This is a genomic window from Pseudomonas sp. Q11 (genome assembly GCF_024494355.1).
Lineage (GTDB): Bacteria > Pseudomonadota > Gammaproteobacteria > Pseudomonadales > Pseudomonadaceae > Aquipseudomonas > Aquipseudomonas hefeiensis.
The window spans coordinates 156,028-180,035 of sequence record NZ_JAKNQY010000009.1 but is presented as its reverse complement, the minus strand read 5'-3'; the positions used below and the strand labels follow the sequence as shown (position 1 = coordinate 180,035).

Genomic DNA, 24,008 nt, shown 5'->3' with positions numbered 1-24,008 from the left:
GCCGGGTAAACTTGCGCTCTTTCTAAAGGAGTCCACATGAGCTACTACCAGCCCGGCATTCTCGCCACCCCTGTTCCGCCTCAGGCCCGTCACTTGTTTTTTGCCCTGGAATCGGTCGAGGCGCTGCCGGCTGCGATCGATAAGCTTTTGTTGCAACTCGATGAGCGAGTAGTGATCGGCCTTGGCGAGTCGCTGGTCCAGGCGCTGGGTGCGCAGGTCGAAGGCCTGCGGGCGTTTCCGGCCCTGGCCGGGGTGGGCGTGGACAACCCTTCGACCCAGCACGCGCTGTGGTGCTGGCTACACGGCGAAGACCGTGGCGAGCTGCTGCACCGCAGCCGCGCCATCGAGGCCGCTCTGGCCCCGGCGTTGCGCCTGGTGCAGATGAACGAAACCTTCCGCCACATGACCGGCCATGACCTGACCGGTTATGAAGACGGCACTGAGAATCCTCACGATGAAGCGGCCATCGCCGCCGCCCTGGCCCAGGGTGTCGATGGGGTGCGCGGCGGCAGTTTCGCGGCGATCCAGCAATGGCAGCACGATCTGGACGGCTTTGCCGCCATGCAGCCCCATGAGCGTGACAACATCATGGGCCGGCGCCTGAGCGACAACGAGGAAATCGACGATGCACCGGAGTCGGCCCACGTCAAACGCACAGCCCAGGAAAGCTTCGCACCAGAAGCCTTCGTCGTGCGCCGCTCCATGCCGTGGATTGAAGGGGATCGCGCTGGCCTGATGTTCCTGGCGTTCGGCTTTTCCCTCGACGCCTTCGAGGCTCAACTGCGGCGCATGAGCGGCCTGGAGGACGGCATCACCGACGGTCTGTATCGCATGAGCCGGCCGATTACGGGAGGCTACTACTGGTGCCCGCCGTTGCTGGACGGGCGTCTGGATCTACGGGCTTTGGCCCGCTGAATCCAGCGCAAGCGCAACGGCTTGTGCAAAAGTACAGCGTGAACGCTATTCTTGGGCCGGACGTCTATCCGTGGAATGGGGAGAGCGAACGTGGATAAAGTCATCGTCATCACCGGTGGCGGCCGCGGGATTGGGGCGGCCACGGCGCTGTTGGCTGCCGACCTGGGCTATCGGATCTGCATCAATTACCAGTCTGATGAAGGCGCCGCGCAGGATGTGCTTGGACAGGTCCGGGCCAAGGGTGCACAGGCGATTGCCGTGCGGGCGGATGTGAGCATCGAAGATGAAGTGGTCGCGCTGTTCGACCGTGTGGACGCTGAGTTGGGTCGTGTCACCGCTTTGGTGAACAACGCCGGCACGGTCGCCCACAAGTCCCGGCTCGACGAAATGTCCGAGTTTCGCATTCTCAAGATCATGAAGACCAACGTCCTGGGGCCGATTCTCTGCGCCAAGCACGCGGTACTGCGCATGTCGCCCAGGCATGGCGGGCAGGGGGGCAGTATTGTGAACGTCTCCTCGGTGGCCGCCCGCCTGGGCTCGCCGGGAGAGTATGTCGACTACGCGGCCTCCAAGGGCGCGCTGGACACCTTCACCATTGGCCTGGCCAAGGAAGTGGCCGGGGAAGGCATCCGCGTCAATGCGGTTCGCCCAGGTTATATCTACACTGATTTCCATGCCCTTAGCGGTGACCCGGACCGGGTCAGCAAGCTGGAGTCGGCAATTCCCATGGCCCGTGGCGGCCGTCCCGATGAAGTGGCTGAAGCGATTATCTGGTTGCTGTCGGACAAGGCTTCGTATGCGACCGGGACGTTTGTGGATTTGGGGGGCGGGCGCTGAGCTCTGAAATATAAGTTGTCTGTTCTGCCGCCATCGCGAGCAGGCTCGCTCCCACAGAGATCTGCTAAGTAGCTGAGATATTCGTCTCGCCGCAAACCCACTGTGGGAGCGAGCCTGCTCGCGATGGGGCAATAACAGACAACCCAATATCAAAACGACCGAATAATCCGCCCCAACGTCTCCATCGCCTTCTCTGACCCTTCGGTCCACGGGCTGCCATAGTTCAAACGGATGCAATTGCCGAAACGCCGGGTCGGTGAAAAAATCGGCCCTGGGGCGATGCTGATGCCCTGGGCCAAGGCCATCTGGAACAGTTTCAGCGAGTCCATCTGCTCGGGCAGTTCCAGCCACAGGAAATACCCCCCCGCCGGCTGGCTGACGCGGGTCTGCGCGGGGAAGTAACGGGCGATGGCTGCGAGCATGGCGCTTTGCTGTTCTTCCAGGGCGTAGCGCAGTTTGCGCAGGTGACGATCATAACCACCGTGTTGCAGGTAGTCGGCGATGGCCGCCTGGGCCGGCATCGAGGCGCACAGCGACGTCATGAGTTTGAGCCGTTCGATCTTTTGTGCGTAACGCCCGGCGGCGACCCAGCCGATGCGATAACCCGGCGCCAGGCTCTTGGCGAACGAGCCACAGTGCATCACCAACCCTTCGGTGTCGAACGCCTTGGCCGGCTTGGGTGCCTGCTGGCCGTAATAGAGTTCTGCGTAAACGTCGTCCTCGATCAGCGGTACCTGATGACGGCGTAACAACTCCACCAGCGCCTGTTTTCTTTCCTCGGGCATGGTCGCGCCCATGGGATTCTGGAAACTGGTCATGCACCAGCACGCTTTGATCGGGTGGCGCTCCAACGTCTGCTCCAATACGTCCAGATCAATGCCGTCGCGCGGGTGCACGGGGATTTCCACCGCCTTGAGCTTGAGCCGCTCCAGCACTTGCAGGCTGGCGTAGAACGCCGGCGCCTCGATTGCCACCAGGTCGCCGGGCTCGGTGACGGCTTGCAGGCACAGGTTCAAGGCTTCCAGGGCGCCGTTGGTGACCAGCAGTTCCTCCATGGGCAGCATCAGCCCGCCGACCATGTAGCGCAGGGCGATCTGCCGGCGCAATTGCGGATTGCCCGGCGACATGTCCGTGACCACCACACGAGGGTCCATATCCCGCGTTGCACTGGAGAGCGAGCGGGACAGTCGTTGCAGGGGAAACAGGGTCGGGCTGGGGAACGCCGAACCGAACGGTACGGTGGCCGGATCCTTGATCGAGTCCAGCACCGAAAACACCAGCTCGCTGACGTCGACTTCGGTGCTGTCGTGCACCTGGGTGCTGATCACCGGCTCCGCGAACGGATTGGGTGCGTGGGCGTTGACGAAGTAACCGGAGCGCGGCCGGGCCCGGATCAGGCCACGTCGCTCCAGCAGGTAATAAGCCTGGAACACTGTGGACGGGCTGACGCCGTAGGTCTGGCTGGCATAACGCACCGATGGCACGCGCTGTCCTGGCCCCAGCACGCCGGAGCGGATCAGTTCAGCGATGTCATCGGCGAATTTCTCGTAGCGTTTCATGGTGGGCCCGGTCTTGAGTGACACATGATTTGCGTTTTTTAAACTGTGGGAGAGCCCGTGGGAGCAAAGCTTGCTCCCACAAAAGTTTGGCATCTTAAGCCTCAACGATTTATCGGCGCCACAAAGCGGCTGGTGGCCTCACTGAAGGTTTCAGGCTCGTCACTGTCGGCCACCTTGAAGATCATCTCCCGGGAACCGCTGCGGGGCCGTTCGCTGAGCATTGCCACCGACACCGGAACATCGAGAATTTCCCCCGGCGCCAGGCTCAATTGCGTTCTACCCTGCAGGACAAAGCCCTCGGCGTCCGCCAGGGACAACTGATAATCCTGGCGCTGCTGGGTTTTGTTGATGATTTTCAGGCTGTAGATGTTCTCGATCTGGCCCAGGCTATTCTCGCTGAACAGGCCACGGTCCTTGGTCACGTCCAGTGAGACCATGGGGCGTTCTACCAGCGCCACGGCCAACGCCCCGATCATCACCAGCAGCACGGCGGTATAACCGATCAACCGCGGTCGCAGCAGGTGAGTCCTGCCGCCTTGCAGTTGATGTTCAGAGGTGTACTTGATCAGGCCACGGGCATAACCCATCTTGTCCATGATCGAGTCGCAGGCATCGATGCAGGCGGCGCACCCGATGCACTCCATTTGCAGGCCGTCGCGAATGTCGATGCCGGTGGGGCAAACCTGCACGCACATCTGGCAATCGATGCAATCGCCCAAGCCCAGATTGGCCGGGTTCACTTCGCGCTTGCGCGGGCCACGGATTTCGCCACGGGTCGTGTCATAGGAAATGGTCAGGGTGTCTTTGTCGAACATCACGCTCTGAAACCGTGCATAGGGACACATGTGCATGCACACCGCCTCACGCAGCCAGCCAGCGTTGAGGTAGGTGGCACCGGTAAAGAACAGCACCCAGAACAGACTGACACCGGCTATTTGCAGGGTCAGAAGCTCTTCGGCCAGAGGACGGATCGGCGTGAAATAACCGACGAAGGTCAATCCGGTGAGCAGGCTGATAGCCAGCCATAACGCATGTTTGGCCGAGCGCCGCAGCAGCTTGTTCAAGGTCCAGGGCGCCGCTTGCAGCTTGATCCGCTGGTGGCGTTCGCCCTCGGTGATTTTCTCGCACCACATGAAGATCCAGGTCCAGGAACTTTGCGGGCAGGTGTAGCCGCACCATACCCGACCGGCAAACACGGTGATCGCAAACAGGCCGAAGGCGGCGATGATCAGCAGTGCCGACAGCAGGATGAAATCCTGGGGCCAGAAGGTTGCGCCGAAAATGTGGAATTTGCTTTCGGCGAGGTCCCAAAGCACCGCCTGGCGGTCGCCCCAGTTCAGCCATACGGTGCCGAAAAACAGCAAGAACAGAAGCCCTGCACCGCTGATGCGCAAGGTGCGAAACAAACCGGTAAAGCTGCGGGTGTGGATCAGGTTATCGGTGGTCCGGGCCTTTATCTTCGTCGGCGCGGGATCGAAGTGCTGTATCAACTGGACGGGGATTCTTTCGCTCATGGTCGGTCGCTCCTCAGCCTGTAACTGGCCGGTGCACTATGACCATCGAACTGTTTTCATAACAGACTCAGGTATCTAGATAAAAACCGGATCAGATGCCCTGAGACGCTGACCCTGCGACACTTTGATGCATCCAGGATCAGACGAGCAAATCCCCGTGGTGAGGAGCCGTGTGGGAGCAAAGCTTGCTCGCGATACAGGCTCCTCGGTGCCACAGACACCCCATTGTTTTCATCGCGGGCAAGCTTGCTCCCACACGGCTCCTCTCTGCACAGACGACGATTTTCTATTCAATCAAAGGGACCAAAGAGACTCAGATCACCGAATCGCTATCAGTCGCCTTGAGGTTCTTACGCCCATCGACCGCCCCGGCCACGGTCAGGGCATCGGCTTGCGCCTCGGTGATGTAGACCCGACCACCGTTGAGATCCACCGCTGACATGGCTTTTTCCGAGTCCGTGATAATGGTCAGCTCGCTGGCGGCCCGTTGTTCGTTGATCTCCTCGGTGTCGAAGGAGCAGATTTGGTTGCTATCGATACTTACACTCATGGTTAAGTTTCCTTCTGGATATCCTGAACGTTAGGCGCCGGCCCGCAGCCAGGGTTCGTTGCTTCTGATCAGCGGTCGGGCGCACCTCTGGCTTGGCTTGCGGTCCATCGTTTATCGACTGAAAAGAGGACCGTTCATGGACGCCTGGTGGCATGAAGTCTGGATAACCCTGCAATCGGAATTCGCTGATATCACCGATGCGCAGCAGATGACGCGGGTAACCGTGCGCCTGCTGATGGCCGCGGTGTTGGGCGGCATCCTGGGCTTTGAACGTGAACACAAAGGCAAGGCCGCCGGGGTTCGGACGCACATGCTGGTGGCCCTGGGGGCGGCGCTGTTTGTGCTGGTGCCGCAGATGTCCGGTTCCGAAGCCGACGCCATGAGCCGTGTGGTGCAAGGCGTCATCGCCGGCATCGGTTTTCTCGGCGCGGGCACTATCCTCAAAGGCAACGACAGTGACGAAAGCCACGTAAAAGGCCTGACCACCGCCGCCGGTCTGTGGATGACCGCCGCCATCGGCGTCGCCGCCGGGCTAGGGCGCGAGTCGACCGCAGTGCTCAGTACGGTGTTGGCACTGGCGATCTTCAGTGTGATGCCGCTGATTGTCCGGGCGCTGGAGAAGGAGGATAAGCCGTGATAGCGATCTTCAGCCAGAACACATAAGCCAGTGTGGGAGCGCTTGCTCGCGAAAGCGGTGTGTCAGTCGACGAAACCTTGCCTGACACACCGCTTTCGCGAGCAAGCCCGCTCCCACAGGTTTTTGTTATCCACTAGGCTGTTAATCAAACCCGCTCCGGCGGCGCCTCGCTCGGCGGGTCGCCCAGAGGGGGCTGCGGATCAAGCGGCGGGTCTTGCTCCGGAATCGGCTCGGGGTCAGGACCGGGCGGTGGCAGGTTGGGGTCGTCAATGTTGGGATCCGGTGTTTCAGCCGGGATGGGAATATTCATCAGGACGGGTCTCCGTGACGCACATGGCTTGAGTCGTGCTTAACCTTGTTGACCACCTTGCGCCTGGTTTGATCCCGCAGCCATCGGGGCAAATCACTCTGAACTTTTAACCGTGGGTTCGGTTCGGAGTTTAAGTGAGTTTTTCAGGGATCCATTATTTCAAGGACTACTGGGCCTTTACCGCCACAACGTCCATGGGGCGTAAAAGGAGCGATGCTCGATGACTGCTGAACACCCGACTGACCTGGCGTACAACCCGCAATTGCCATTGTCCCAGGCGTTGTTGCTGCCGCGTATTGCAATTGAAAGCACCATGCCGGTCATCGATGGCGGGCAATTCGCCGCCAAGGCCGTGGCCGGGCAGGACGTGACGGTGACCAGTAAAGTGTTCGCCGATGGTCATGACAAATTGGCCGTGCATATCCTTTGGCGCGCGTTGAAGGATGAGTCCTGGAACAGCGCGGTTATGACCGAGTTGGGCAATAACGGCTGGCAAGGCCAGTTCAATGTGCCTGAGCAAGGCTTTTATGTGTTCCGCATTGAGGCCTGGATCGATCAGTTCGCCAGTTTCCGCTATGAGTTGGAGAAAAAATTTGCTGCCGGAGTGCCCATCAGCCTGGAATTGCAGGAAGGGCGTAATCAGGTGCAGATGGCGGCCGAGCGCGGCGAAGGTGAGCTGAGCGAGCAATTGACCGCGTTGCACCATGAGCTTTCCGGCCTGTTGCCAGCCGAGCAGGTGGCATTATTCCTGGCGCCCCGCAGTGCTGCTCTCATGTCCCAGGCCGATCATCGGCCCTACTTGAGTATCAGCCCGCAATACCCTCTGGACGTGGAACGCACGTTGGCCGAGTTCGCCAGCTGGTACGAACTGTTCCCCCGCTCGATCACCGATGATCCCAAGCGTCATGGCACCTTCAATGACGTGCATTCGCGTCTGGCGATGATCCAGGACATGGGCTTCGATGTGCTGTACTTCCCGCCGATTCACCCCATCGGTCGCAGCTTTCGCAAGGGCCCGAACAACTCCCTCACCGCCGGCCCCGACGACCCGGGCAGCCCCTACGCCATCGGGAGCGAGGAGGGCGGTCACGAAGCGATTCACCCGCAGTTGGGCTCTCGCGAGGATTTCCGGCGCTTGGTGTCGGCGGCGGCCGATCACGGCCTGGAAATTGCCCTCGACTTTGCCATCCAATGTTCCCAGGACCACCCGTGGCTCAAGCAGCACCCAGGCTGGTTCAGCTGGCGGCCGGACGGCACGATCAAATATGCGGAAAACCCGCCGAAGAAATATCAGGACATCGTCAACGTCGACTTCTACGCCGCCGACGCGATTCCCAGCCTGTGGCTGGAGCTACGGGACGTGGTGGTGGGTTGGGTCAATGAAGGCGTGAAGATTTTTCGCGTCGATAATCCCCACACCAAGCCGTTGCCATTCTGGCAGTGGTTGATTGCCGATGTGCGGGCCCAACACCCTGAAGTGATGTTCCTCGCCGAAGCCTTTACCACGCCGGCCATGATGGCACGCTTGGGCAAGGTCGGTTATTCCCAGAGCTACACCTATTTCACCTGGCGTAATACCAAGGCCGAGCTGGCGACGTATTTCACCGAACTCAACGAATCGCCGTTACGCGAATGCTACCGGCCGAATTTTTTCGTCAACACGCCGGACATCAACCCGGCGTTTCTCCATGAGTCGGGGCGCGCCGGGTTTCTGATCCGCGCGGCCCTGGCGACCATGGGCTCTGGCCTGTGGGGCATGTATTCGGGGTTTGAGTTGTGCGAATCGGCCCCGGTGCCGGGCAAGGAGGAATACCTCGACTCGGAAAAGTATGAGATCCGCCCCCGGGACTTCACCGCACCCGGCAACATCATTGCCGAAATCGCCCAGCTCAACCGCATCCGTCGGCAGAACCCTGCGTTGCATACACACTTGGGCCTGACGATCTACAACGCCTGGAACGACAACATCCTGTATTTCGGCAAGCGCACCCCCGACGGCAATAATTTCATCCTGGTGGCGGTGAGTCTTGATCCGCACACCCCGCAGGAAGCCAATTTCGAGTTGCCGCTGTGGGAGATGGGTCTTCCGGACGACGCCCAGACCCAGGGCGAGGATTTGATGAGCGGGCATCGCTGGACCTGGTACGGCAAGTACCAGTTCATGCGCATCGACCCGGCGTACCAACCGTTCGGAATCTGGCGGATCAGCGTGGCGTAAGGCTGTGGGAGCAAGGCTGTGGGAGCAAGGCTTGCCCGCGATGAAGTTGACGCGGTCTTCAGGGGAATCGAGGCGCCTGTATCGCGAGCAAGCTTTGCTCCCACAACGTGAGGATAAATCCCCTCGCCACACATAGACCTCGCCCCATAAAAGACCTCACAAGCCTGTTTCAGCGGCTTTACAGAATTTCTCAGGAGTTGCAAATGGCGAAGAAACCCCGGTCTGCCACTTTTATCAAAGACCCGCTCTGGTACAAGGACGCGGTGATTTATCAGGTCCACGTCAAATCCTATTTCGATTCCAATAACGACGGGATCGGTGATTTTCCCGGGTTGATCGCGAAGCTCGACTACATCGCCGATCTGGGCGTCAACACCATCTGGCTGCTGCCGTTCTACCCTTCGCCCAGGCGCGACGACGGTTACGACATCGCCGAATACCGGGGCGTCAGCCCGGACTACGGGACCATGGCCGATGCGCGGCGTTTCATCGCCGAAGCCCACAAACGCAATCTGCGAGTGATCACCGAGCTGGTCATCAACCACACCTCGGACCAGCATCCGTGGTTCCAGCGCGCGCGCAAAGCCAAGCCGGGTTCGAAGGCGCGGGATTTCTACGTCTGGTCCGACGACGATCACAAGTACGATGGCACGCGGATCATTTTCCTCGACACCGAGAAATCCAACTGGACCTGGGATCCGGTGGCCGGCCAATACTTCTGGCACCGCTTCTATTCCCACCAGCCGGACCTCAACTTCGATAATCCCCAGGTGATCAAAGCCGTCCTGTCGGTGATGCGCTACTGGCTGGACATGGGTATCGACGGTCTGCGTCTGGATGCGATCCCGTACCTGATCGAGCGCGACGGTACCAACAACGAGAACCTGCCCGAGACCCACGACGTCCTCAAGCAGATCCGTGCCGAGATCGATGCCAATTACCCCGACCGCATGCTGTTGGCCGAAGCCAACCAGTGGCCGGAAGATACCCAGCTGTACTTCGGCGATGTCGACGCCCAGGGTTTGAACGGTGACGAATGCCACATGGCGTTCCACTTCCCGCTGATGCCGCGCATGTACATGGCGCTGGCCCAGGAAGACCGCTTCCCCATCACTGACATTCTCCGGCAGACCCCGGAAATTCCGGCCAATTGCCAATGGGCGATTTTCCTGCGCAACCACGATGAATTGACCCTGGAGATGGTCACCGACAAGGAGCGCGACTACCTGTGGAATTACTACGCGGCCGACCGTCGGGCGCGTATTAACCTGGGGATTCGCCGACGTCTGGCTCCGCTGATGGAGCGCGACCGTCGCCGTGTCGAGTTGCTCAACAGCCTGCTGCTGTCGATGCCCGGTACGCCGACCTTGTACTACGGCGATGAAATCGGCATGGGCGACAACATCTACCTGGGCGACCGTGATGGTGTGCGCACGCCGATGCAGTGGTCCATCGACCGCAACGGTGGTTTCTCCCGCGCCGACCCGGCCAGCCTGGTGTTGCCGCCGATCATGGACCCGCAATACGGCTACCAGTCGGTCAACGTCGAGACCCAGGCCGGCGACCCTCATTCATTGCTCAACTGGACCCGGCGAATGCTCGCGGTGCGCAAGCAATCCAAGGCCTTTGGCCGTGGCACGCTGAAGATGCTGTCACCGAGCAACCGACGGATCCTGGCTTACACCCGCGAATACACAGGCCCCGATGGCAAGCACGAAATCATCCTGTGCGTGGCCAACGTGTCCCGTAGCGCCCAGGCCGCTGAGCTGGACCTCTCTACCTACGCCGGCATGGTCCCGGTGGAAATGCTGGGGGGAAACGCCTTCCCACCCATCGGCCAGCTGAATTTCCTGCTGACCCTGCCGCCATACGGTTTCTACTGGTTTGCCCTGGCGACGGAAAACCAGATGCCAAGCTGGCACGTGGAGCCGGCCCAGAGCCTGCCGGACTTCACCACCCTGGTGTTGAAAAAACGCCTGGAAGAACTGCTTGAAGCACCGTCGCGCACCACGCTGGAGCAAACCATCCTGCCGAGCTGGCTGCAGAACCGTCGCTGGTTCGCCGGCAAAGACAGCGCGATCGAGAAGGTCAACATTGTCTATGGCGTGCGCTTCGGCGATCCGCAGCATCCGGTGCTGCTGAGCGAAGTCGACGTTACCAGCGGTGGTCAGACACTGCGTTACCAACTGCCGTTCGGTCTGCTGGCCGAGGACCAGGTGGGCGCGGCGTTGCCGCAGCAATTGGCGCTGTCCCGGGTTCGCCGGGTTCGCCAGGTCGGTTTGATCACCGATGCGTTCAGCCTGGAAAGTTTCGTGCGGGCCGTTTTGCAAAGCATGCAGACCGCTACGGTGTTGCCATGCACCGAGGGCGAGTTGCGCTTCGAGCCGACTGAAGGGCTGACCGAACTGAATCTGGGAGACGAGCCGGAGGTGCGTTACCTGTCCGCCGAGCAGTCCAACAGTTCAGTGGTGGTGGGCGGCAGTCTTGTACTCAAGCTGATCCGTAAAGTGGCTTCGGGCGTACACCCGGAACTGGAGATGAGCGCCTATCTGACAGCCGCAGGTTTCAGCAACATTTCGCCGCTGCTGGGTTCGGTGATCCGCCGCGACAGCGAGGGCGAAGAGGCGCTGCTGATGATCGCCCAGGGTTATCTGAGCAATCAGGGCGACGCTTGGGAATGGACGCAGAACAACCTCGAACGCGCTCTGCGTGATGAGCTGGCCGATGCGGTGTCCGAGCAGGAGCAACACTACAACGCCTTGGGCGAACTCAAGGACTTCGCCGGCATGCTCGGCCAGCGCCTGGGGGAAATGCACGAGGTACTGGCCCAGACCACCGACGACCCGGACTTCGCGCCCCAGGCCACCAATGCCAAGGAAGCCCAGGCCATCGGCAAGGACGTGGCCGCCCAGGTAGAGAACGCCTTGCGTCTGCTCAAGCAGAACCAGGGCCAATTGAATCAAGCGGACCGAGGCCTGGTTGCGCGCTTGCTGGAACACAAGAAAACCGTCCTTGCGCACGTCCAGGAACTGGCCGGCAAGGCTGTCGGTGGCTTGCGCATCCGCGTCCATGGCGACCTGCACCTGGGGCAGGTGCTGGTGATCAAGGGCGATGCCTACCTGATCGACTTCGAGGGCGAGCCGGCACGGCCACTGCATGAACGCCGGGGCAAACACAGCCCGTACAAGGACGTCAGTGGTGTGCTGCGCTCCTTCGATTACGCGGCGGCCATGGCGATTCACCTGAACAACGTCGACAGCACCGCCGACGCCGATGCGGCGCGACAAAGGGTGGCTGATCGTTATTTGAAAGAGGCCCGTCAGGCATTTGTTGAGGCATATCGGCTGGCGGCAGCTAGTCTTGCCCATGAGTGGAAGGATGCTGAAGGCGAAGACGCCGCACTGGCGTTGTTCGGCCTGGAGAAGGCGGCCTATGAAGTGGCCTATGAAGCCGAGAATCGCCCCGCCTGGCTGCCTGTGCCATTGCACGGTCTGTACGGGTTATTGAGCGGGCTGAAACCCTTTTCCGACTTAGCCGGACCGATTTAGTGGAGAGAATCATGAGTGTCTCGAACAAAGAACCACAGGGGCAGGCCAAAGAGTCGTTACTGCCGTCCCCCCATGACATCGACGCGCTGGTGCGCGCAGAACATCAGGACCCGTTTTCCATCCTCGGTCCCCACGGCGATGGCGCCGGCGGGCAGTTCATCCGGGCGTACCTGCCCGGCGCCTTGAGCGTGCAAGTGCTGGCCCGCGATGGTGGCGAAGTACTGGGCGATTTGCAGCTCAGCGAAACCCCGGGTCTGTTCGTCGGCCATTTCGACCGCGCCCAGCCCTACCTGTTGCGCACCCGCTGGGCCGGCGGTGAGCAGGTGGCCGAAGACCCCTACAGCTTCGGGCCACTGCTGGGAGAAATGGACCTTTACCTGTTTGCCGAGGGCAATCATCGCGACCTCAGTTCCTGTCTGGGCGCGCAGTTGACCACTGTCGATGGTGTCGACGGCGTGCGCTTTGCCGTATGGGCACCGAATGCGCGGCGAGTTTCGGTGGTGGGCGATTTCAACGTCTGGGACGGGCGTCGGCATCCAATGCGTATCCGTTATCCGTCCGGTGTATGGGAGTTGTTCATCCCGCGGCTTGGTGCGGGCGAGGGTTACAAATATGAAATCCTCGGCGCCCACGGCATTCTGCCGCTCAAGGCCGACCCGGTGGCGCTGGCCACCCAGATGCCACCGGACACAGCCTCGAAAGTGGCCGCGCCGTTGAAGATCGAGTGGCAGGACGAGGAGTGGATGCAGCATCGCGTTGAGCGGCATCTGCCCAGTGCGCCGTTATCGATCTATGAGCTGCACGCCGGCTCCTGGCAGTGCGAAATCGACGAGGCGGGGGAGGTTGCCCGGCAATACACCTGGCATGAAATGGCCGAACGGCTGATTCCCTATGTCAAGGACCTGGGTTTCACCCATATCGAGCTGATGCCGATCATGGAGCATCCGTTCGGGGGTTCCTGGGGTTACCAGCCGCTATCACAATTTGCCCCGACGGCGCGTTTCGGCTCGCCGGACGATTTCGCGGCGTTCGTCAACGCCTGTCACCAGGCCGAGATCGGCGTGATTCTCGATTGGGTGCCGGCGCATTTTCCCACCGATACTCACGGTCTGGCGCAGTTCGACGGCACCGCGCTGTACGAATACGGTAACCCGCTCGAAGGCTTCCACCAGGATTGGGACACCCTGATCTACAACCTGGGCCGCACTGAAGTCCATGGTTTCATGCTCGCTTCGGCCCTGCATTGGCTAAAGCATTTCCACATCGACGGGCTGCGTGTGGATGCCGTTGCCTCGATGTTGTATCGCGACTATTCACGCAAGGCTGGCGAGTGGGTGCCCAATCGCCACGGTGGACGGGAGAACCTGGAAGCCATCGACTTCCTGCGGCACCTCAATGACGTGGTGGCGCTGGAAACCCCCGGTGCATTGGTGATCGCCGAAGAGTCCACCGCCTGGCCCGGCGTCAGCCAGAGCACGCAACAGGGTGGCCTGGGTTTCGCCTACAAGTGGAACATGGGCTGGATGCACGATTCGCTGCATTACATCCAACAGGACCCGGTGTACCGCGCCCATCATCACAACGAGCTGAGTTTCGGCCTGATGTATGCGTGGTCCGAGCGGTTTGTCCTGCCGATTTCCCATGACGAAGTGGTGCACGGCAAACGCTCGTTGATCGACAAGATGCCGGGCGATCGCTGGCAGAAATTCGCCAACTTGCGGGCCTACCTGAGCTTCATGTGGGGCCATCCCGGCAAGAAGCTCCTGTTCATGGGTTGCGAGTTCGGCCAATGGCGCGAGTGGAACCACGACCAGCAGTTGGACTGGTATCTGTTGCAATACCCGGAGCACCGTGGGGTGCAGAAGCTGGTGACCGACCTGAACCGTCTCTATCGCGAAGAGCCGGCGCTGCACGATCAGGACGACGCGCCTCAGGGTTTCCAGTGGCTGATTGGTGACGATGCGGTCAACAGCGTCTACGCCTGGCTGCGCTGGAGCAAGGAAGGTCGGCCGGTGCTGGTGGTCGCCAACTTCACCCCGGTGCCGCGCGCGGCTTATCGGGTCGGCGTACCGTTTGCCGGACGCTGGGTGGAGCTGCTCAACAGCGATGCCGACACCTATGCCGGTTCCAACTACGGCAACGGCGGCGGTGCCTTCACCGAAGAAGTCGCCAGCCATGGCCAGGCGCTGTCGCTGGAGCTCAATCTGCCGCCATTGGCGGTGTTGATTCTGCGGCCGGAGGGTTAGTAGCAGGTCCTATCATGCACTAACCCTGTGGGAGCGAGCCTGCTCGCGATGCTGTTGCGATGTTGGATGTGCCGCCTTCATCGCGAGCAGGCTCGCTCCCACCTGGATAGGTGCTCAACCAGAAGGTTCGTTCAGCGCACCAGGCACGGCTGCTTGTTGTTGAACGTCCAGCCCGGAATCAGATACTGCATTGCAACCGCATCATCCCGCGCGCCAAGTCCCATCCCTTTGTACAGTTCATGAGCCTTGGCCAATTGGTCGGTGTCCAGCTCGATTCCCAGTCCCGGTTTTTTCGGCACCTGTACGCAGCCACCCTGGATCTGCAGCGGAGCCTTGGTCAACCGCTGGCCATCCTGCCAGATCCAATGCGTGTCGATCGCCGTGATCTCACCCGGTGCTGCGGCGGCCACGTGGGTGAACATTGCCAGGGAAATGTCGAAGTGGTTGTTGGAATGCGAGCCCCAGGTCAGGCCCCATTCGTTGCACATCTGCGCCACTCGAACCGAACCCTGCATGGTCCAGAAGTGGGGGTCGGCCAGGGGAATGTCCACCGACTGCAAGGTGATGGCATGGCCCATCTCGCGCCAATCGGTGGCGATCATGTTGGTGGCGGTTTTAAGACCGGTGGCGCGACGGAACTCGGCCATCACCTCACGGCCCGAATAACCATTCTCGGCACCGCAAGGGTCTTCGGCATAGGCCAGGACCTTGTGCTGGTCGCGGCACAGGCGGATGGCCTCCTTGAGTGACCAGGCGCCGTTCGGGTCCAGGGTGATACGTGCCTGAGGGAAGCGTTCGGCCAGGGCGGTGACAGCTTCGATTTCTTCGTCGCCCTTGAGCACGCCGCCCTTGAGCTTGAAGTCCTGGAAGCCGTAACGCGAATGAGCGGCTTCGGCCAGGCGCACCACGGCGTCGGCGTCCAGGGCCTTTTCGTGGCGTACGCGGAACCAGTCGTTGTCGGCGTCCGGCTCGCTGCGGTAGGGCAGGTCAGTCTGCTGGCGATCCCCCACATAAAACAGATAACCGAGCATTTTCACTTCATCACGCTGCTGGCCTTCGCCGAGCAGGGCGGCTACCGGTACATCCAGGTGCTGGCCCAGCAGGTCCAGCAACGCCGCTTCCAGGCCGGTGACCGCGTGGATGGTGATGCGCAGGTCGAACGTCTGTAAGCCACGGCCACCGGCATCCCGGTCGGCGAAGGCCTGGCGTACGGTGTTGAGAATTTTTTGATAAGTGCCGATGGGGCTGCCGACCACCAGCGAGCGGGCGTCTTCGAGGGTCTGGCGAATGCGCTCGCCGCCAGGCACTTCACCCACGCCGGTGTGGCCGGCGTTGTCCTTGAGAATGACGATGTTGCGGGTAAAGAACGGGCCATGGGCGCCACTGAGATTCAGCAGCATGCCGTCATGACCGGCTACCGGCACGACCTGCATGCTGGTGATGATGGGAGCTTTGGTGGCTTCTTGGGTCTGCATGTTTTTCCCACTCGTTGTTTTTATGCGGGGCATCGCAGGAGGGCGATGTTGATAGACATCATACAACTTGAATTTTTTATCTTACAAGAGAGTCTGGTCGGTTTTTTGGGTGGTTTACGCTAAAAAAAATCGCCATCGCCTTTACTTGCAGGAGTTTTTAGCAAGGAAAAGAAATATCGGGAGGCTCGGTTTAGCACTGGCGAAACCGCTCGCTGACTGCGATGATTGCACTTGTCATACAAGCTAAGGGTTGTGAAGTCTTTACCTCACGACCCGCCTGCTCCGTTTCGAGGACCCACGGCCCATGCAGCCAGACATCGAGGCACCGCCGCGCAAACGCACCCACAACCTGGCCCATGACCTGGTGGCGAAGTTGAGCCAGAGCATTTTGCTGGGGCAGTTGAAACCGGGGGAAAAACTGCCGTCCGAAGGTGCCATTGTGCAGGCCCATGGCGTCAGCCGCACGGTGGTGCGTGAGGCGATATCCAAGCTGCAGGCTTCCGGGTTGGTGGAGACTCGCCATGGCATCGGCACCTTTGTGCTGGAACAGACCGGCGAGCCGGGCCTGCGGCTCAATGTCGACACCGCCGCAGGTGTGCGGGGGATCCTGGAACTGCGCCTGGGCCTGGAAACCCAGGCAGCGGCCCTGGCCGCCGTGCGCCGTAACGAACGCCAACTGCAGCGGATGCGCCAGGCCCTGGATGATTACCAGCGGTTGCTCAGCAATAACGACAGTTGTGTCGACGCCGACCGGCGCTTTCATTTGCTCATCGCGGAAGCCACGGACAACACCTGTTTTGTCGAAATCATGCAGCATCTGGGCAGTGCGATGATTCCCCGAACCCGGGTGAACGTGGTGGAACGCGGTCAAGCGGACCTGGGAAAGCTGGCGCAGTTGGCTAATCTGGAGCACGAGGCAATTTTCAATGCCATCAAACGCCAGGACCCGGACGCCGCCCGTGCCGCCATGTGGCTGCACCTGACCAACAGCCGCGACCGGTTTGGCGCGGGGGCCTGAAGGCTCATCGTCGCCTGACCTACCGGCATCGCGAGCAGGCTCGCTCCCACAGTGGATCAATGGTGTTCTTCGATTTTGTGCTCAAAACCCAATCCCCCTGTGGGAGCGGGCTTGCTCGCGAAGGGGCCGGTACATTCAGCATCGATGCAAGCTGACCCGCCGCCATCGCGAGCAGGCTCGCTCCCACAGTGGATCTGTGGTGGACGCTGAATCTGTGAACACCCAAGAACCACAGTGGATCTGTGGTGAACACCAATCTTGCAACCGCCCGAGATCCCTGTGGGAGCGAGCCTGCTCGCGATGGGGGCGGCAAGTCGTGCTCAAAACCTGCAGGCAAAAAAAACCGGCGCAACCCAGGTTGTGCCGGTCGTGTTGCCAGTGAATGTGCGGATGTTCGTGGGTCCGCGCATTCACTGTCGGGCTCTTTGCCGCTTACGCTCGTTCCAGCGCCAGGGCCACGCCCTGTCCGCCGCCGATGCACAGCGTCGCGAGGCCTTTCTTGGCGTCGCGCTTGATCATTTCGTGGAGCAACGACACCAGCACCCGGCAACCCGAAGCACCGATCGGGTGGCCCAGGGCGATGGCGCCGCCATTGACGTTGACCTTCTCCATGTCCCATTTCAGCTCTTTGGCCACGGCCAGCGACTGGGCGGCGAAGGCTTCGTTGGCTTCGATCAGGTCCAGTTGATCCAAAGACCACCCAGCCTTGTCCAGGCAGCGACGGGTGGCCGACACCGGGCCGATGCCCATGATTGCCGGGTCTACGCCCGCGTTGGCATAGGCGCTGATTTTCGCCAGTACCGGCAAGCCCAGTGCCTTGGCTTTTTCCGCGCTCATCAGCAGCACGGCGGCGGCGCCATCGTTCAGCGACGAGGCATTGCCGGCGGTCACGCTGCCGTCCTTCTTGAACGCCGGTTTGAGCTTGCCCAGGGATTCGGCGGTGGTGCCGGCCCGGGGCTGTTCGTCGGTGGCGAAGGCCACGGGATCGCCTTTGCGCTGTGGAATCAGGATCGGCGTGATTTCATCGGCAAACCGGCCACTTTCAATCGCCGCCACGGCCTTCTGCTGGGAAGCGGCGGCAAAGGCGTCCTGCTCTTGGCGGCTGATGTCGTACTTGTCCACCAGGTTCTCGGCGGTGATGCCCATGTGGTAATCATTGAACGCATCCCACAGACCATCGGTGATCATGCTGTCGATCATCTGCGCGTGGCCCATGCGCAGGCCAGTGCGGGCAGCCGGCAGCACGTACGGGGCCAGGCTCATGTTTTCCATGCCGCCAGCGATGATCACCTCGGCGTCGCCACAGCGGATCGCCTGGGCGCCCAGGTGCAAGGCCTTGAGCCCCGAACCGCAGACCTTGTTCAGGGTCAGCGCCGGCACCGCGTGAGGCAGGCCAGCGAGGATCGACGCCTGGCGCGCCGGGTTCTGCCCGCTACCTGCGGTCAGCACCTGGCCAAGGATTACCTCATCGACCTGCTCGCCCGAAAGACCCGTCTGTTCCAGCAACCGACGAATCACCGCAGCACCGAGTTGCGGTGCGGGAATGGAAGCCAACGAACCCTGGAAACTGCCAATGGCAGTACGGGTAGCGGCGACAATCACGACTTCTTGCATCGAATCTCTCCTCACTGGGCAGCGAATTGCATTTCAGGCACGTGGTCCGGCACGATCAGTTTGCCGGCAGTCTTGGCGACGATTTCCTCGACGCTGACGCCTGGGGCACGTTCTTTGAGAATGAAGGCGCCGTCCTGGATTTCCAGGTAGGCCAGGTCAGTCAGCACGCGCTTGATGCAGCCGGCACCGGTCAGCGGCAGACTGCAACGTGGCAGCAGTTTCGACTCACCGTCCTTGGACGCGTGAGTCATGGTGACGATGATGTTCTCGGCACCGGCCACCAGGTCCATCGCGCCGCCCATGCCCTTGACCAGCTTGCCAGGAATCATCCACGAGGCAATGTTACCTTCCACGTCTACCTCGAAGGCGCCCAGCACGGTCAGGTCGATGTGCCCGCCACGGATCATGGCAAAGGATTCGGCCGAAGAGAAGATCGAAGCACCAATGCGCGCGGTGACGGTCTGCTTGCCAGCGTTGATCATGTCGGCATCGACTTCGGCTTCGGTGGGGAACGCGCCCATGCCGAGCAGGCCGTTTTCCGACTGCAGCATGACTTCCATGCCTTCGGGGATGTAGTTGGCGACCAGGGTCGGAATGCCGATGCCCAGGTTCACGTAGTAGCCGTCCTGCATTTCGCGGGCGACGCGTTGAGCCATTTGTTCGCGGGAAAGTGCCATGTTGTTATTCCTTCATTCGGGCTGGGGGCGGGGTCACTTGCGCACGGTGCGCTGTTCGATACGCTTTTCGAACGTACCGCAAATGATCCGGTCGACGTAGATGCCTGGGGTATGGATCTGCGTCGGGTCCAGCTCGCCGGGTTCGACGATTTCTTCGACTTCCACCACGGTGATCTTGCCGGCCGTGGCCGCCAACGGGTTGAAGTTCTGGGCGGTGTGGCGATAGACCACGTTGCCGAAATGGTCGGCTTTCCAGCCTTTGACGATGGCGAAGTCGCCTGTGATGGATTCTTCCATCAGGTACTGGCGGCCATGGAATTCACGCACTTCCTTGCCTTCGGCCACTGGCGTGCCGACCCCGGTGGCGGTGAAGAACGCCGGGATGCCTGCGCCACCGGCGCGCATTTTTTCCGCGAGGGTGCCTTGGGGGGTAAGCACGACTTCGATTTCGCCGCTCAGCAGTTGCTTCTCGAAAAGAGCGTTTTCGCCGACGTAAGACGCGACGACCTTGCGGATCTGCCGATCTTCCAGCAATACACCCAGGCCGAAGCCGTCAACACCGCAGTTATTGGAAACCACGGTGAGGTCGCGGATGCCCTTGCGCTTGATCTCGGCGATCAGATTCTCCGGGATGCCGCAGAGACCGAAGCCACCGGCAATCACCGTCATGCCGTCTTGCAAGCCTTCCAGCGCTTCTTCGTAGCTACTCACACGTTTGTCGAAACCTGCCATAGACACCTCTTTTATTCTTGATGGGGTCGCAATGAAATGCAGTGTTGCGCCAAGTCATATATTTGTTAAGTTGATTTTTAGGTTGGATTGATTGATAAAACTCACTAATGGCCGCTATCCGCTTGCGGCTTGACACTTACCGCTTGCCGCGGGGAGCACTGCGCCCATGACCCTCAAGCAAATCCGCGCTTTCCTCGCCGTGGCCCAAAGCCTGAGCTTCGCCGTGGCGTGCGAGCGGCTGCACCTGTCCCAGTCGGCCCTGAGCCTGACGATCAAGGCCTTGGAAGAGGGCTTGGGCGGGCGTCTGTTCAGTCGCAACACTCGCAACGTGGCGCTGACGCCCGAAGGCGAATCGCTGCTGCCCCTGGCCCGGCGCCTGATTGCCGATTGGGACAACGCCGAGGATGAAATGCGCCAGCGCTTCACCTTGCAGCGCGGCCGTGTCACGTTGGCGGCGATGCCGTCCTTTGCCGGCAACCTGCTGCCGCCCATTCTCAAGACCTTCCGCGCCCGCTATCCGAATGTCAACGTCACGGTCAACGATGTGATCAACGAACAGGTGCTGGAAATGGTTCGTGATCGGCACGTCGAACTGGGAGTTGCGTTCGAGCCGATGCAGAGTTCGTCCCTGGCCTTTACCCCGTTGTACCTGGACCGTTTCGTCGCGGTGGTACCGCTGGATTCGCCATTGGCCCAGCGCAGCGAGATCCAGTGGCAGACGTTGCTGGAGCAGCCGTTTATCACGCTGCAGCGGCCTTCCACCGTGCGGGTGATGCTGGAAGAGCATTTGCAAAGCCGAGGCATGAAACTGCCAGTGGAATTCGAGAGCCATCAGTTGGCGACGGTCGGCCGAATGGTCGCCAGCGGGTTGGGGGTGAGCGCGGTCCCGGCGTTGTGTGTCGGGCAGATGCATGAGCTGGGCGCCCGCTGCATCACCCTGAGCGATCCAGTGATAGAGCGGGCTATCGGCGTGCTGACCAAGCCGGGGCATGAACTGTCGGCGGCGGCGCAGGCGTTGTTCGATACGCTCAGGGAGCAGGATATCGGTGCGCAGTTGACCACACGATAATCCGCTGTTCCCCTGTGGGAGCGAGCCTGCTCGCGATAGCGGTGGTTCAGCTAGCCTCTATGCTGGATGTGCCGCCGCTATCGCGAGCAGGCTCGCTCCCACAGGGATCTACTGTGCTGTTAGAGCTGGCGGTGTGTCAGCAGTGGCAGCAGTTGCTCACACGGCTCTTCAAGCTTCAGATCCAGCAACTCATCGGCCCGTGTCTTGCCTCGGTTGATCGCCAGCAATGGCTTGCCCTGTTCCTTGATCGTCCGGCACAGGCGAAACGCCGACCAGGCCATCAGCGACGAGCCCACTACCAGCAGGCCGTCCGCCTGTTCGACGGCGTGCATGGCGCGAATGGCGGTGGCGGCGGCGACATTTTCGCCGAAAAACACCACGTCGGGTTTCAAGCGCTCGCCGTCGCAATGGGGGCAGCGGGGCACCTGGAAGCGCGCTTCGAACGCGGCGTCCAGCAGGGTATCGCCGTCCGGCGCCTGTACCGCGTCGACACCGGCCAGGTAAGGATTCTGCGCTTGCATCAACAACTGGATCTGCTGGCGCTCACTGCGCTGTTCGCAATCCAGGCACAACACCCGATGCAGACTGCCGTGAAGTTCGATCACATCGTGGCTGCCAGCCTGGTCATGCAGGGTGTCGACATTCTGGGTGATCAGGCCGCTGATGCGTTGGTGTGCCTGCAACATCGCCAAGGCCTCGTGGGCCACGTTCGGCCGGGCCTGGTGAACCCGCGGCCAGCCAAGCATTGCCCGAGCCCAGTAGCGCCGCCGCGCCTCGGGTTTGGCGAGAAATTCCTGGTACATCATGGGTTGTCGACCCCGTCGCACACCGTCGCTGTCCCGATAGTCGGGGATGCCTGACGGGGTGCTGATGCCGGCACCGGTAAGCACCAGGAAACGGCGCCCGGCCATATGCTCCAGCAATTGATCGATCGGTTGACGGTGGAGATCGTCGGGCATAGGTATCGCTCCGCTGGCCTGGAGTCGTAGAGGTTAGCACCGTGAGTCAGCGAGAGGGCCGCCGTAGCGCCTTTCGTCGCCCTGCGTTGTTGTTTCTTCAAACTTTCTCCGGTCCCGCGACATCCACCCCTATGTACGGTACTTCAGAACTGTCGGCCTGCAATGCAGTGACGACCACAGGTAAGGAGAAGCAAATGGCTACGCCTCAAGAGAACCTGTTGGACTGGCTCAACGACGCCCATGCCATGGAACAGCAGGCGGAAAAAATGCTCAAGGCCCAGGCCGAGCGCCTGGAGCACTATCCACAGCTCAAGGCCCGGATTGAGGAGCACCTGCAGGAAACCCTCGGGCAACAGAAACTGGTGGAACAATGTATCCAGCGCCTGGGCGGCAGTACGTCGATGCTCAAGGACATGGCCGGCAAACTCATGGCCTTCGGTCAGGCGGTGGGCGGCATGACGATGAGTGATGAGGTGGTCAAGGGTGCCATGAGCGGGTATGTATTCGAGAACCTTGAGATCGCCTCCTACACGATCCTCATCGAAGCCGCAAAAGTGGCCGGCGATGCTGAAACACAGCGGGCGTGCGAGCAGATCCTGCCGCAGGAAGTCGCCATGGCCGAGTGGCTGCGCGAGCACCTGCCGCAGATCACCCAAGCGTTCCTGGAGCGTTCGGCCAACCCGCACACCGAAGCCAAACGCTGAACGTGACAAGCGGCCGGCAAGGTGTTTCGGTCGCCTTTAACCGAGAAGAGGAGGCGTATGAAACAGACCACCGGTGAAGTACGGGCCATCAATCGACAGAGGGCAATGGTCGGTGTGTACGTCGAGCAAGAAGATAACCACACAGTCCTTGAGCTCGGTTCAGCCAATGACATCGATATTGGCGACGTCATGGAGTGGGACAGTGGCAAGGCCTTGGGCACCCAGTCTTATCGCAACCTGACCAAAGGCTGGACCGCCGAGGTCTATGTGGCGAACCATGGCGTTGCGGCGGCGAACCTTGAGGTTCAATTGCTGGTGTGATCCTGACGACAACTTTAAAAACCGGAACCCAGGAGAACGAACATGAGCGAGTTAAAGTGCGCTTGCCCCGATTGCCAATGCGATGTGAACCCGCAACAGGTGTTCAACCACGACGGCGAGGCCTATTGCAGTCAGGCCTGCGCCGAGCAACATCCCAACGGCGAACCTTGTCCGGCACCGGATTGCCATTGCGAACGCAGCGGCAAGATTGGCGGGCCAGACGTGAATGGCAATTAACTGGATGACGCGCTGGAGGAAATATTTCCGCCCCGCGATCCCATGTCACCCTGAATATAAATCGGGATAGCGGCCCGTTAACGATTGGCATCGCTCAAGTTGAGTACTTGAATTCATTATCGGACGCCATTTGTTTGATAGGCCGTTGCAACTCGACACCGCGGTCAGAGCGTTGGATTACATGAGCCGTTCGTCGCCATTTGCAAGATATGTTTAAAACCTTGTCGACGCCAGGTTTTCCGAATGCTACGAGCCAGCGGGTTCGCAAACATCAGCTAACGAGGTGAATGAAATGGCTAACACAGGAAATAAGAATCCTGGCAATTTCGCTAACGATCGTGAAAAGGCATCGCAAGCGGGGAAGAAAGGCGGCCACGCGTCAGGTGGCAACTTCGCGAATAATCCGCAACGAGCATCCGAGGCCGGGCGCAAGGGTGGCCAAGCCTCGGGTGGGAACTTCGCCAATGACCCTGAACGTGCAGCCGAAGCGGGCCGCAAAGGCGGCCAAGCCTCGGGCGGCAATTTTGCCAAAGATCCTGAGCGGGCCTCCGAGGCCGGTCGAAAAGGCGGTCAGGTATCCGGCGGCAACGTTACCAACGACCGCTAGCCAGTTTTCGAGCGGGTGGAAAAGGCAATGAAAAAACAGCCAGGATGATGGCGCAACTCTTAATGTCCAATGACCTCGCGGGCCCTATGTTAATAGCATGGGGCCTGGTGGATTTATATATAGCGGGGCTGGTGGTAATTAGTATTCACCCCACGTAAGCGGCCGATAACTTGTTCAGTTGTCGAGCGTTTCTGCAAGTGCGCCTTACCCATTACCGTTCGTCTCGTTTATTAAATAAAAGATAAATTTTAATTGTTTAAC

Annotated in this window: 21 protein-coding genes; 12 read left to right on the top strand and 9 right to left on the bottom strand. The window is 60.6% G+C overall.

Features of this window, described 5'->3' with window-relative positions; translation table 11 throughout:
* The first annotated feature begins 36 nt into the window (after window positions 1–36).
* Window positions 37–915: a Dyp-type peroxidase gene (locus tag MA884_RS12365; RefSeq protein ID WP_256230801.1), complete on the top strand. Its 879-nt coding sequence runs from the start codon at window positions 37–39 to the stop codon at window positions 913–915.
* A 90-nt stretch (window positions 916–1,005) separates the two neighbouring features.
* Entirely contained in the window at window positions 1,006–1,752 is a 747-nt protein-coding gene (locus MA884_RS12360) for an SDR family oxidoreductase (RefSeq protein ID WP_256230800.1), read from the top strand.
* 149 nt (window positions 1,753–1,901) lie between these two features.
* On the opposite strand, the gene mapR is transcribed toward MA884_RS12360, so the two are convergent.
* From mapR to MA884_RS12345, 3 genes are all read right to left on the bottom strand, one after another.
* Entirely contained in the window at window positions 1,902–3,311 is a 1,410-nt protein-coding gene (gene mapR / locus MA884_RS12355) for a GntR family transcriptional regulator MpaR (protein WP_256230799.1), read from the bottom strand.
* A gap of 101 nt (window positions 3,312–3,412) precedes the next feature.
* Window positions 3,413–4,825: a cytochrome c oxidase accessory protein CcoG gene (gene ccoG / locus MA884_RS12350; protein ID WP_256230798.1), complete on the bottom strand. Its 1,413-nt coding sequence runs from the start codon at window positions 4,823–4,825 to the stop codon at window positions 3,413–3,415.
* 313 nt (window positions 4,826–5,138) lie between these two features.
* A complete protein-coding gene (locus MA884_RS12345; protein ID WP_256230797.1) occupies window positions 5,139–5,375 on the bottom strand; it encodes a DUF3203 family protein in 237 nt (78 codons plus the stop codon).
* A gap of 136 nt (window positions 5,376–5,511) precedes the next feature.
* On the opposite strand from MA884_RS12345, the gene MA884_RS12340 reads away from it, so the two are divergent.
* The gene (locus tag MA884_RS12340) at window positions 5,512–6,012 is read left to right on the top strand and encodes an MgtC/SapB family protein (protein ID WP_256230796.1); all 501 of its coding nucleotides are present in this window, start codon (window positions 5,512–5,514) and stop codon (window positions 6,010–6,012) included.
* A 145-nt stretch (window positions 6,013–6,157) separates the two neighbouring features.
* Here MA884_RS12340 and MA884_RS12335 read toward each other — a convergent pair whose 3' ends face one another.
* Window positions 6,158–6,322: a hypothetical protein gene (locus MA884_RS12335; RefSeq protein ID WP_214916769.1), complete on the bottom strand. Its 165-nt coding sequence runs from the start codon at window positions 6,320–6,322 to the stop codon at window positions 6,158–6,160.
* A 220-nt stretch (window positions 6,323–6,542) separates the two neighbouring features.
* On the opposite strand from MA884_RS12335, the gene MA884_RS12330 reads away from it, so the two are divergent.
* The 3 genes from MA884_RS12330 to glgB all read left to right on the top strand — a co-directional run bounded on the left by MA884_RS12330 (window position 6,543) and on the right by glgB (window position 14,334).
* Complete coding sequence (locus MA884_RS12330) at window positions 6,543–8,540, top strand: alpha-1,4-glucan--maltose-1-phosphate maltosyltransferase (protein ID WP_256230795.1); 1,998 nt, start codon at window positions 6,543–6,545, stop codon at window positions 8,538–8,540.
* 203 nt (window positions 8,541–8,743) lie between these two features.
* Window positions 8,744–12,088: a maltose alpha-D-glucosyltransferase gene (treS, locus tag MA884_RS12325; RefSeq protein WP_256230794.1), complete on the top strand. Its 3,345-nt coding sequence runs from the start codon at window positions 8,744–8,746 to the stop codon at window positions 12,086–12,088.
* Window positions 12,089–12,099: 11 nt separating this feature from the next.
* On the top strand, window positions 12,100–14,334 hold the full coding sequence (gene glgB, locus MA884_RS12320) for a 1,4-alpha-glucan branching protein GlgB (RefSeq protein ID WP_256230793.1): 2,235 nt from the start codon (window positions 12,100–12,102) through the stop codon (window positions 14,332–14,334).
* 131 nt (window positions 14,335–14,465) lie between these two features.
* Here the strand turns inward: glgB and gudD are convergent, their stop codons facing one another.
* The gene (gene gudD, locus MA884_RS12315; RefSeq protein ID WP_160894147.1) at window positions 14,466–15,809 is read right to left on the bottom strand and encodes a glucarate dehydratase; all 1,344 of its coding nucleotides are present in this window, start codon (window positions 15,807–15,809) and stop codon (window positions 14,466–14,468) included.
* A 304-nt stretch (window positions 15,810–16,113) separates the two neighbouring features.
* On the opposite strand from gudD, the gene MA884_RS12310 reads away from it, so the two are divergent.
* Window positions 16,114–16,827, top strand: coding sequence for a FadR/GntR family transcriptional regulator (locus tag MA884_RS12310; protein ID WP_256230792.1), 714 nt, complete (start codon window positions 16,114–16,116; stop codon window positions 16,825–16,827).
* Between the two features lie 432 nt (window positions 16,828–17,259).
* Here MA884_RS12310 and MA884_RS12305 read toward each other — a convergent pair whose 3' ends face one another.
* From MA884_RS12305 to MA884_RS12295, 3 genes are read right to left on the bottom strand one after another with little or no spacing between them, the layout of a single operon-like run.
* The gene (locus MA884_RS12305) at window positions 17,260–18,441 is read right to left on the bottom strand and encodes an acetyl-CoA C-acetyltransferase (RefSeq protein ID WP_256230791.1); all 1,182 of its coding nucleotides are present in this window, start codon (window positions 18,439–18,441) and stop codon (window positions 17,260–17,262) included.
* Between the two features lie 11 nt (window positions 18,442–18,452).
* Window positions 18,453–19,118 (bottom strand): CoA transferase subunit B, encoded by a 666-nt coding sequence (locus MA884_RS12300; RefSeq protein WP_003180355.1) that lies wholly within the window; start codon window positions 19,116–19,118, stop codon window positions 18,453–18,455.
* Between the two features lie 33 nt (window positions 19,119–19,151).
* The gene (locus MA884_RS12295; protein WP_047227779.1) at window positions 19,152–19,850 is read right to left on the bottom strand and encodes a CoA transferase subunit A; all 699 of its coding nucleotides are present in this window, start codon (window positions 19,848–19,850) and stop codon (window positions 19,152–19,154) included.
* A gap of 166 nt (window positions 19,851–20,016) precedes the next feature.
* Between MA884_RS12295 and MA884_RS12290 the strand changes: the two genes are divergently transcribed.
* On the top strand, window positions 20,017–20,919 hold the full coding sequence (locus MA884_RS12290; protein ID WP_256230790.1) for a LysR family transcriptional regulator: 903 nt from the start codon (window positions 20,017–20,019) through the stop codon (window positions 20,917–20,919).
* A 119-nt stretch (window positions 20,920–21,038) separates the two neighbouring features.
* On the opposite strand, the gene MA884_RS12285 is transcribed toward MA884_RS12290, so the two are convergent.
* Window positions 21,039–21,878: an NAD-dependent protein deacetylase gene (locus tag MA884_RS12285; protein ID WP_256230789.1), complete on the bottom strand. Its 840-nt coding sequence runs from the start codon at window positions 21,876–21,878 to the stop codon at window positions 21,039–21,041.
* Window positions 21,879–22,072: 194 nt separating this feature from the next.
* On the opposite strand from MA884_RS12285, the gene MA884_RS12280 reads away from it, so the two are divergent.
* The 4 genes from MA884_RS12280 (at window position 22,073) to MA884_RS12265 (ending at window position 23,747) form a co-directional block, all read left to right on the top strand.
* Window positions 22,073–22,582: a ferritin-like domain-containing protein gene (locus MA884_RS12280; protein WP_256230788.1), complete on the top strand. Its 510-nt coding sequence runs from the start codon at window positions 22,073–22,075 to the stop codon at window positions 22,580–22,582.
* 57 nt (window positions 22,583–22,639) lie between these two features.
* A complete protein-coding gene (locus MA884_RS12275) occupies window positions 22,640–22,903 on the top strand; it encodes a hypothetical protein (protein ID WP_092402906.1) in 264 nt (87 codons plus the stop codon).
* A gap of 42 nt (window positions 22,904–22,945) precedes the next feature.
* Complete coding sequence (locus tag MA884_RS12270; RefSeq protein WP_256230787.1) at window positions 22,946–23,140, top strand: metallothionein; 195 nt, start codon at window positions 22,946–22,948, stop codon at window positions 23,138–23,140.
* A 292-nt stretch (window positions 23,141–23,432) separates the two neighbouring features.
* Window positions 23,433–23,747 carry a general stress protein gene (locus MA884_RS12265; RefSeq protein ID WP_256230786.1) on the top strand — a complete coding sequence of 105 codons (315 nt, stop codon included), beginning with the start codon at window positions 23,433–23,435 and terminating at the stop codon, window positions 23,745–23,747.
* Window positions 23,748–24,008: the final 261 nt, after the last annotated feature.

Coding starts and splice junctions, on each gene's coding strand:
- MA884_RS12275 (WP_092402906.1), top strand. CDS start 22,640: ATGAAACAGACCACCGGTGAAGTACGGGCCATCAATCGACAGAGGGCA.
- mapR (WP_256230799.1), bottom strand. CDS start 3,311: ATGAAACGCTACGAGAAATTCGCCGATGACATCGCTGAACTGATCCGC.
- MA884_RS12305 (WP_256230791.1), bottom strand. CDS start 18,441: ATGCAAGAAGTCGTGATTGTCGCCGCTACCCGTACTGCCATTGGCAGT.
- MA884_RS12340 (WP_256230796.1), top strand. CDS start 5,512: ATGGACGCCTGGTGGCATGAAGTCTGGATAACCCTGCAATCGGAATTC.
- MA884_RS12310 (WP_256230792.1), top strand. CDS start 16,114: ATGCAGCCAGACATCGAGGCACCGCCGCGCAAACGCACCCACAACCTG.
- MA884_RS12270 (WP_256230787.1), top strand. CDS start 22,946: ATGAGCGAGTTAAAGTGCGCTTGCCCCGATTGCCAATGCGATGTGAAC.
- MA884_RS12345 (WP_256230797.1), bottom strand. CDS start 5,375: ATGAGTGTAAGTATCGATAGCAACCAAATCTGCTCCTTCGACACCGAG.
- MA884_RS12335 (WP_214916769.1), bottom strand. CDS start 6,322: ATGAATATTCCCATCCCGGCTGAAACACCGGATCCCAACATTGACGAC.
- MA884_RS12280 (WP_256230788.1), top strand. CDS start 22,073: ATGGCTACGCCTCAAGAGAACCTGTTGGACTGGCTCAACGACGCCCAT.
- ccoG (WP_256230798.1), bottom strand. CDS start 4,825: ATGAGCGAAAGAATCCCCGTCCAGTTGATACAGCACTTCGATCCCGCG.
- glgB (WP_256230793.1), top strand. CDS start 12,100: ATGAGTGTCTCGAACAAAGAACCACAGGGGCAGGCCAAAGAGTCGTTA.
- MA884_RS12300 (WP_003180355.1), bottom strand. CDS start 19,118: ATGGCACTTTCCCGCGAACAAATGGCTCAACGCGTCGCCCGCGAAATG.
- MA884_RS12265 (WP_256230786.1), top strand. CDS start 23,433: ATGGCTAACACAGGAAATAAGAATCCTGGCAATTTCGCTAACGATCGT.
- MA884_RS12295 (WP_047227779.1), bottom strand. CDS start 19,850: ATGGCAGGTTTCGACAAACGTGTGAGTAGCTACGAAGAAGCGCTGGAA.
- treS (WP_256230794.1), top strand. CDS start 8,744: ATGGCGAAGAAACCCCGGTCTGCCACTTTTATCAAAGACCCGCTCTGG.
- gudD (WP_160894147.1), bottom strand. CDS start 15,809: ATGCAGACCCAAGAAGCCACCAAAGCTCCCATCATCACCAGCATGCAG.
- MA884_RS12330 (WP_256230795.1), top strand. CDS start 6,543: ATGACTGCTGAACACCCGACTGACCTGGCGTACAACCCGCAATTGCCA.
- MA884_RS12285 (WP_256230789.1), bottom strand. CDS start 21,878: ATGCCCGACGATCTCCACCGTCAACCGATCGATCAATTGCTGGAGCAT.
- MA884_RS12290 (WP_256230790.1), top strand. CDS start 20,017: ATGACCCTCAAGCAAATCCGCGCTTTCCTCGCCGTGGCCCAAAGCCTG.
- MA884_RS12365 (WP_256230801.1), top strand. CDS start 37: ATGAGCTACTACCAGCCCGGCATTCTCGCCACCCCTGTTCCGCCTCAG.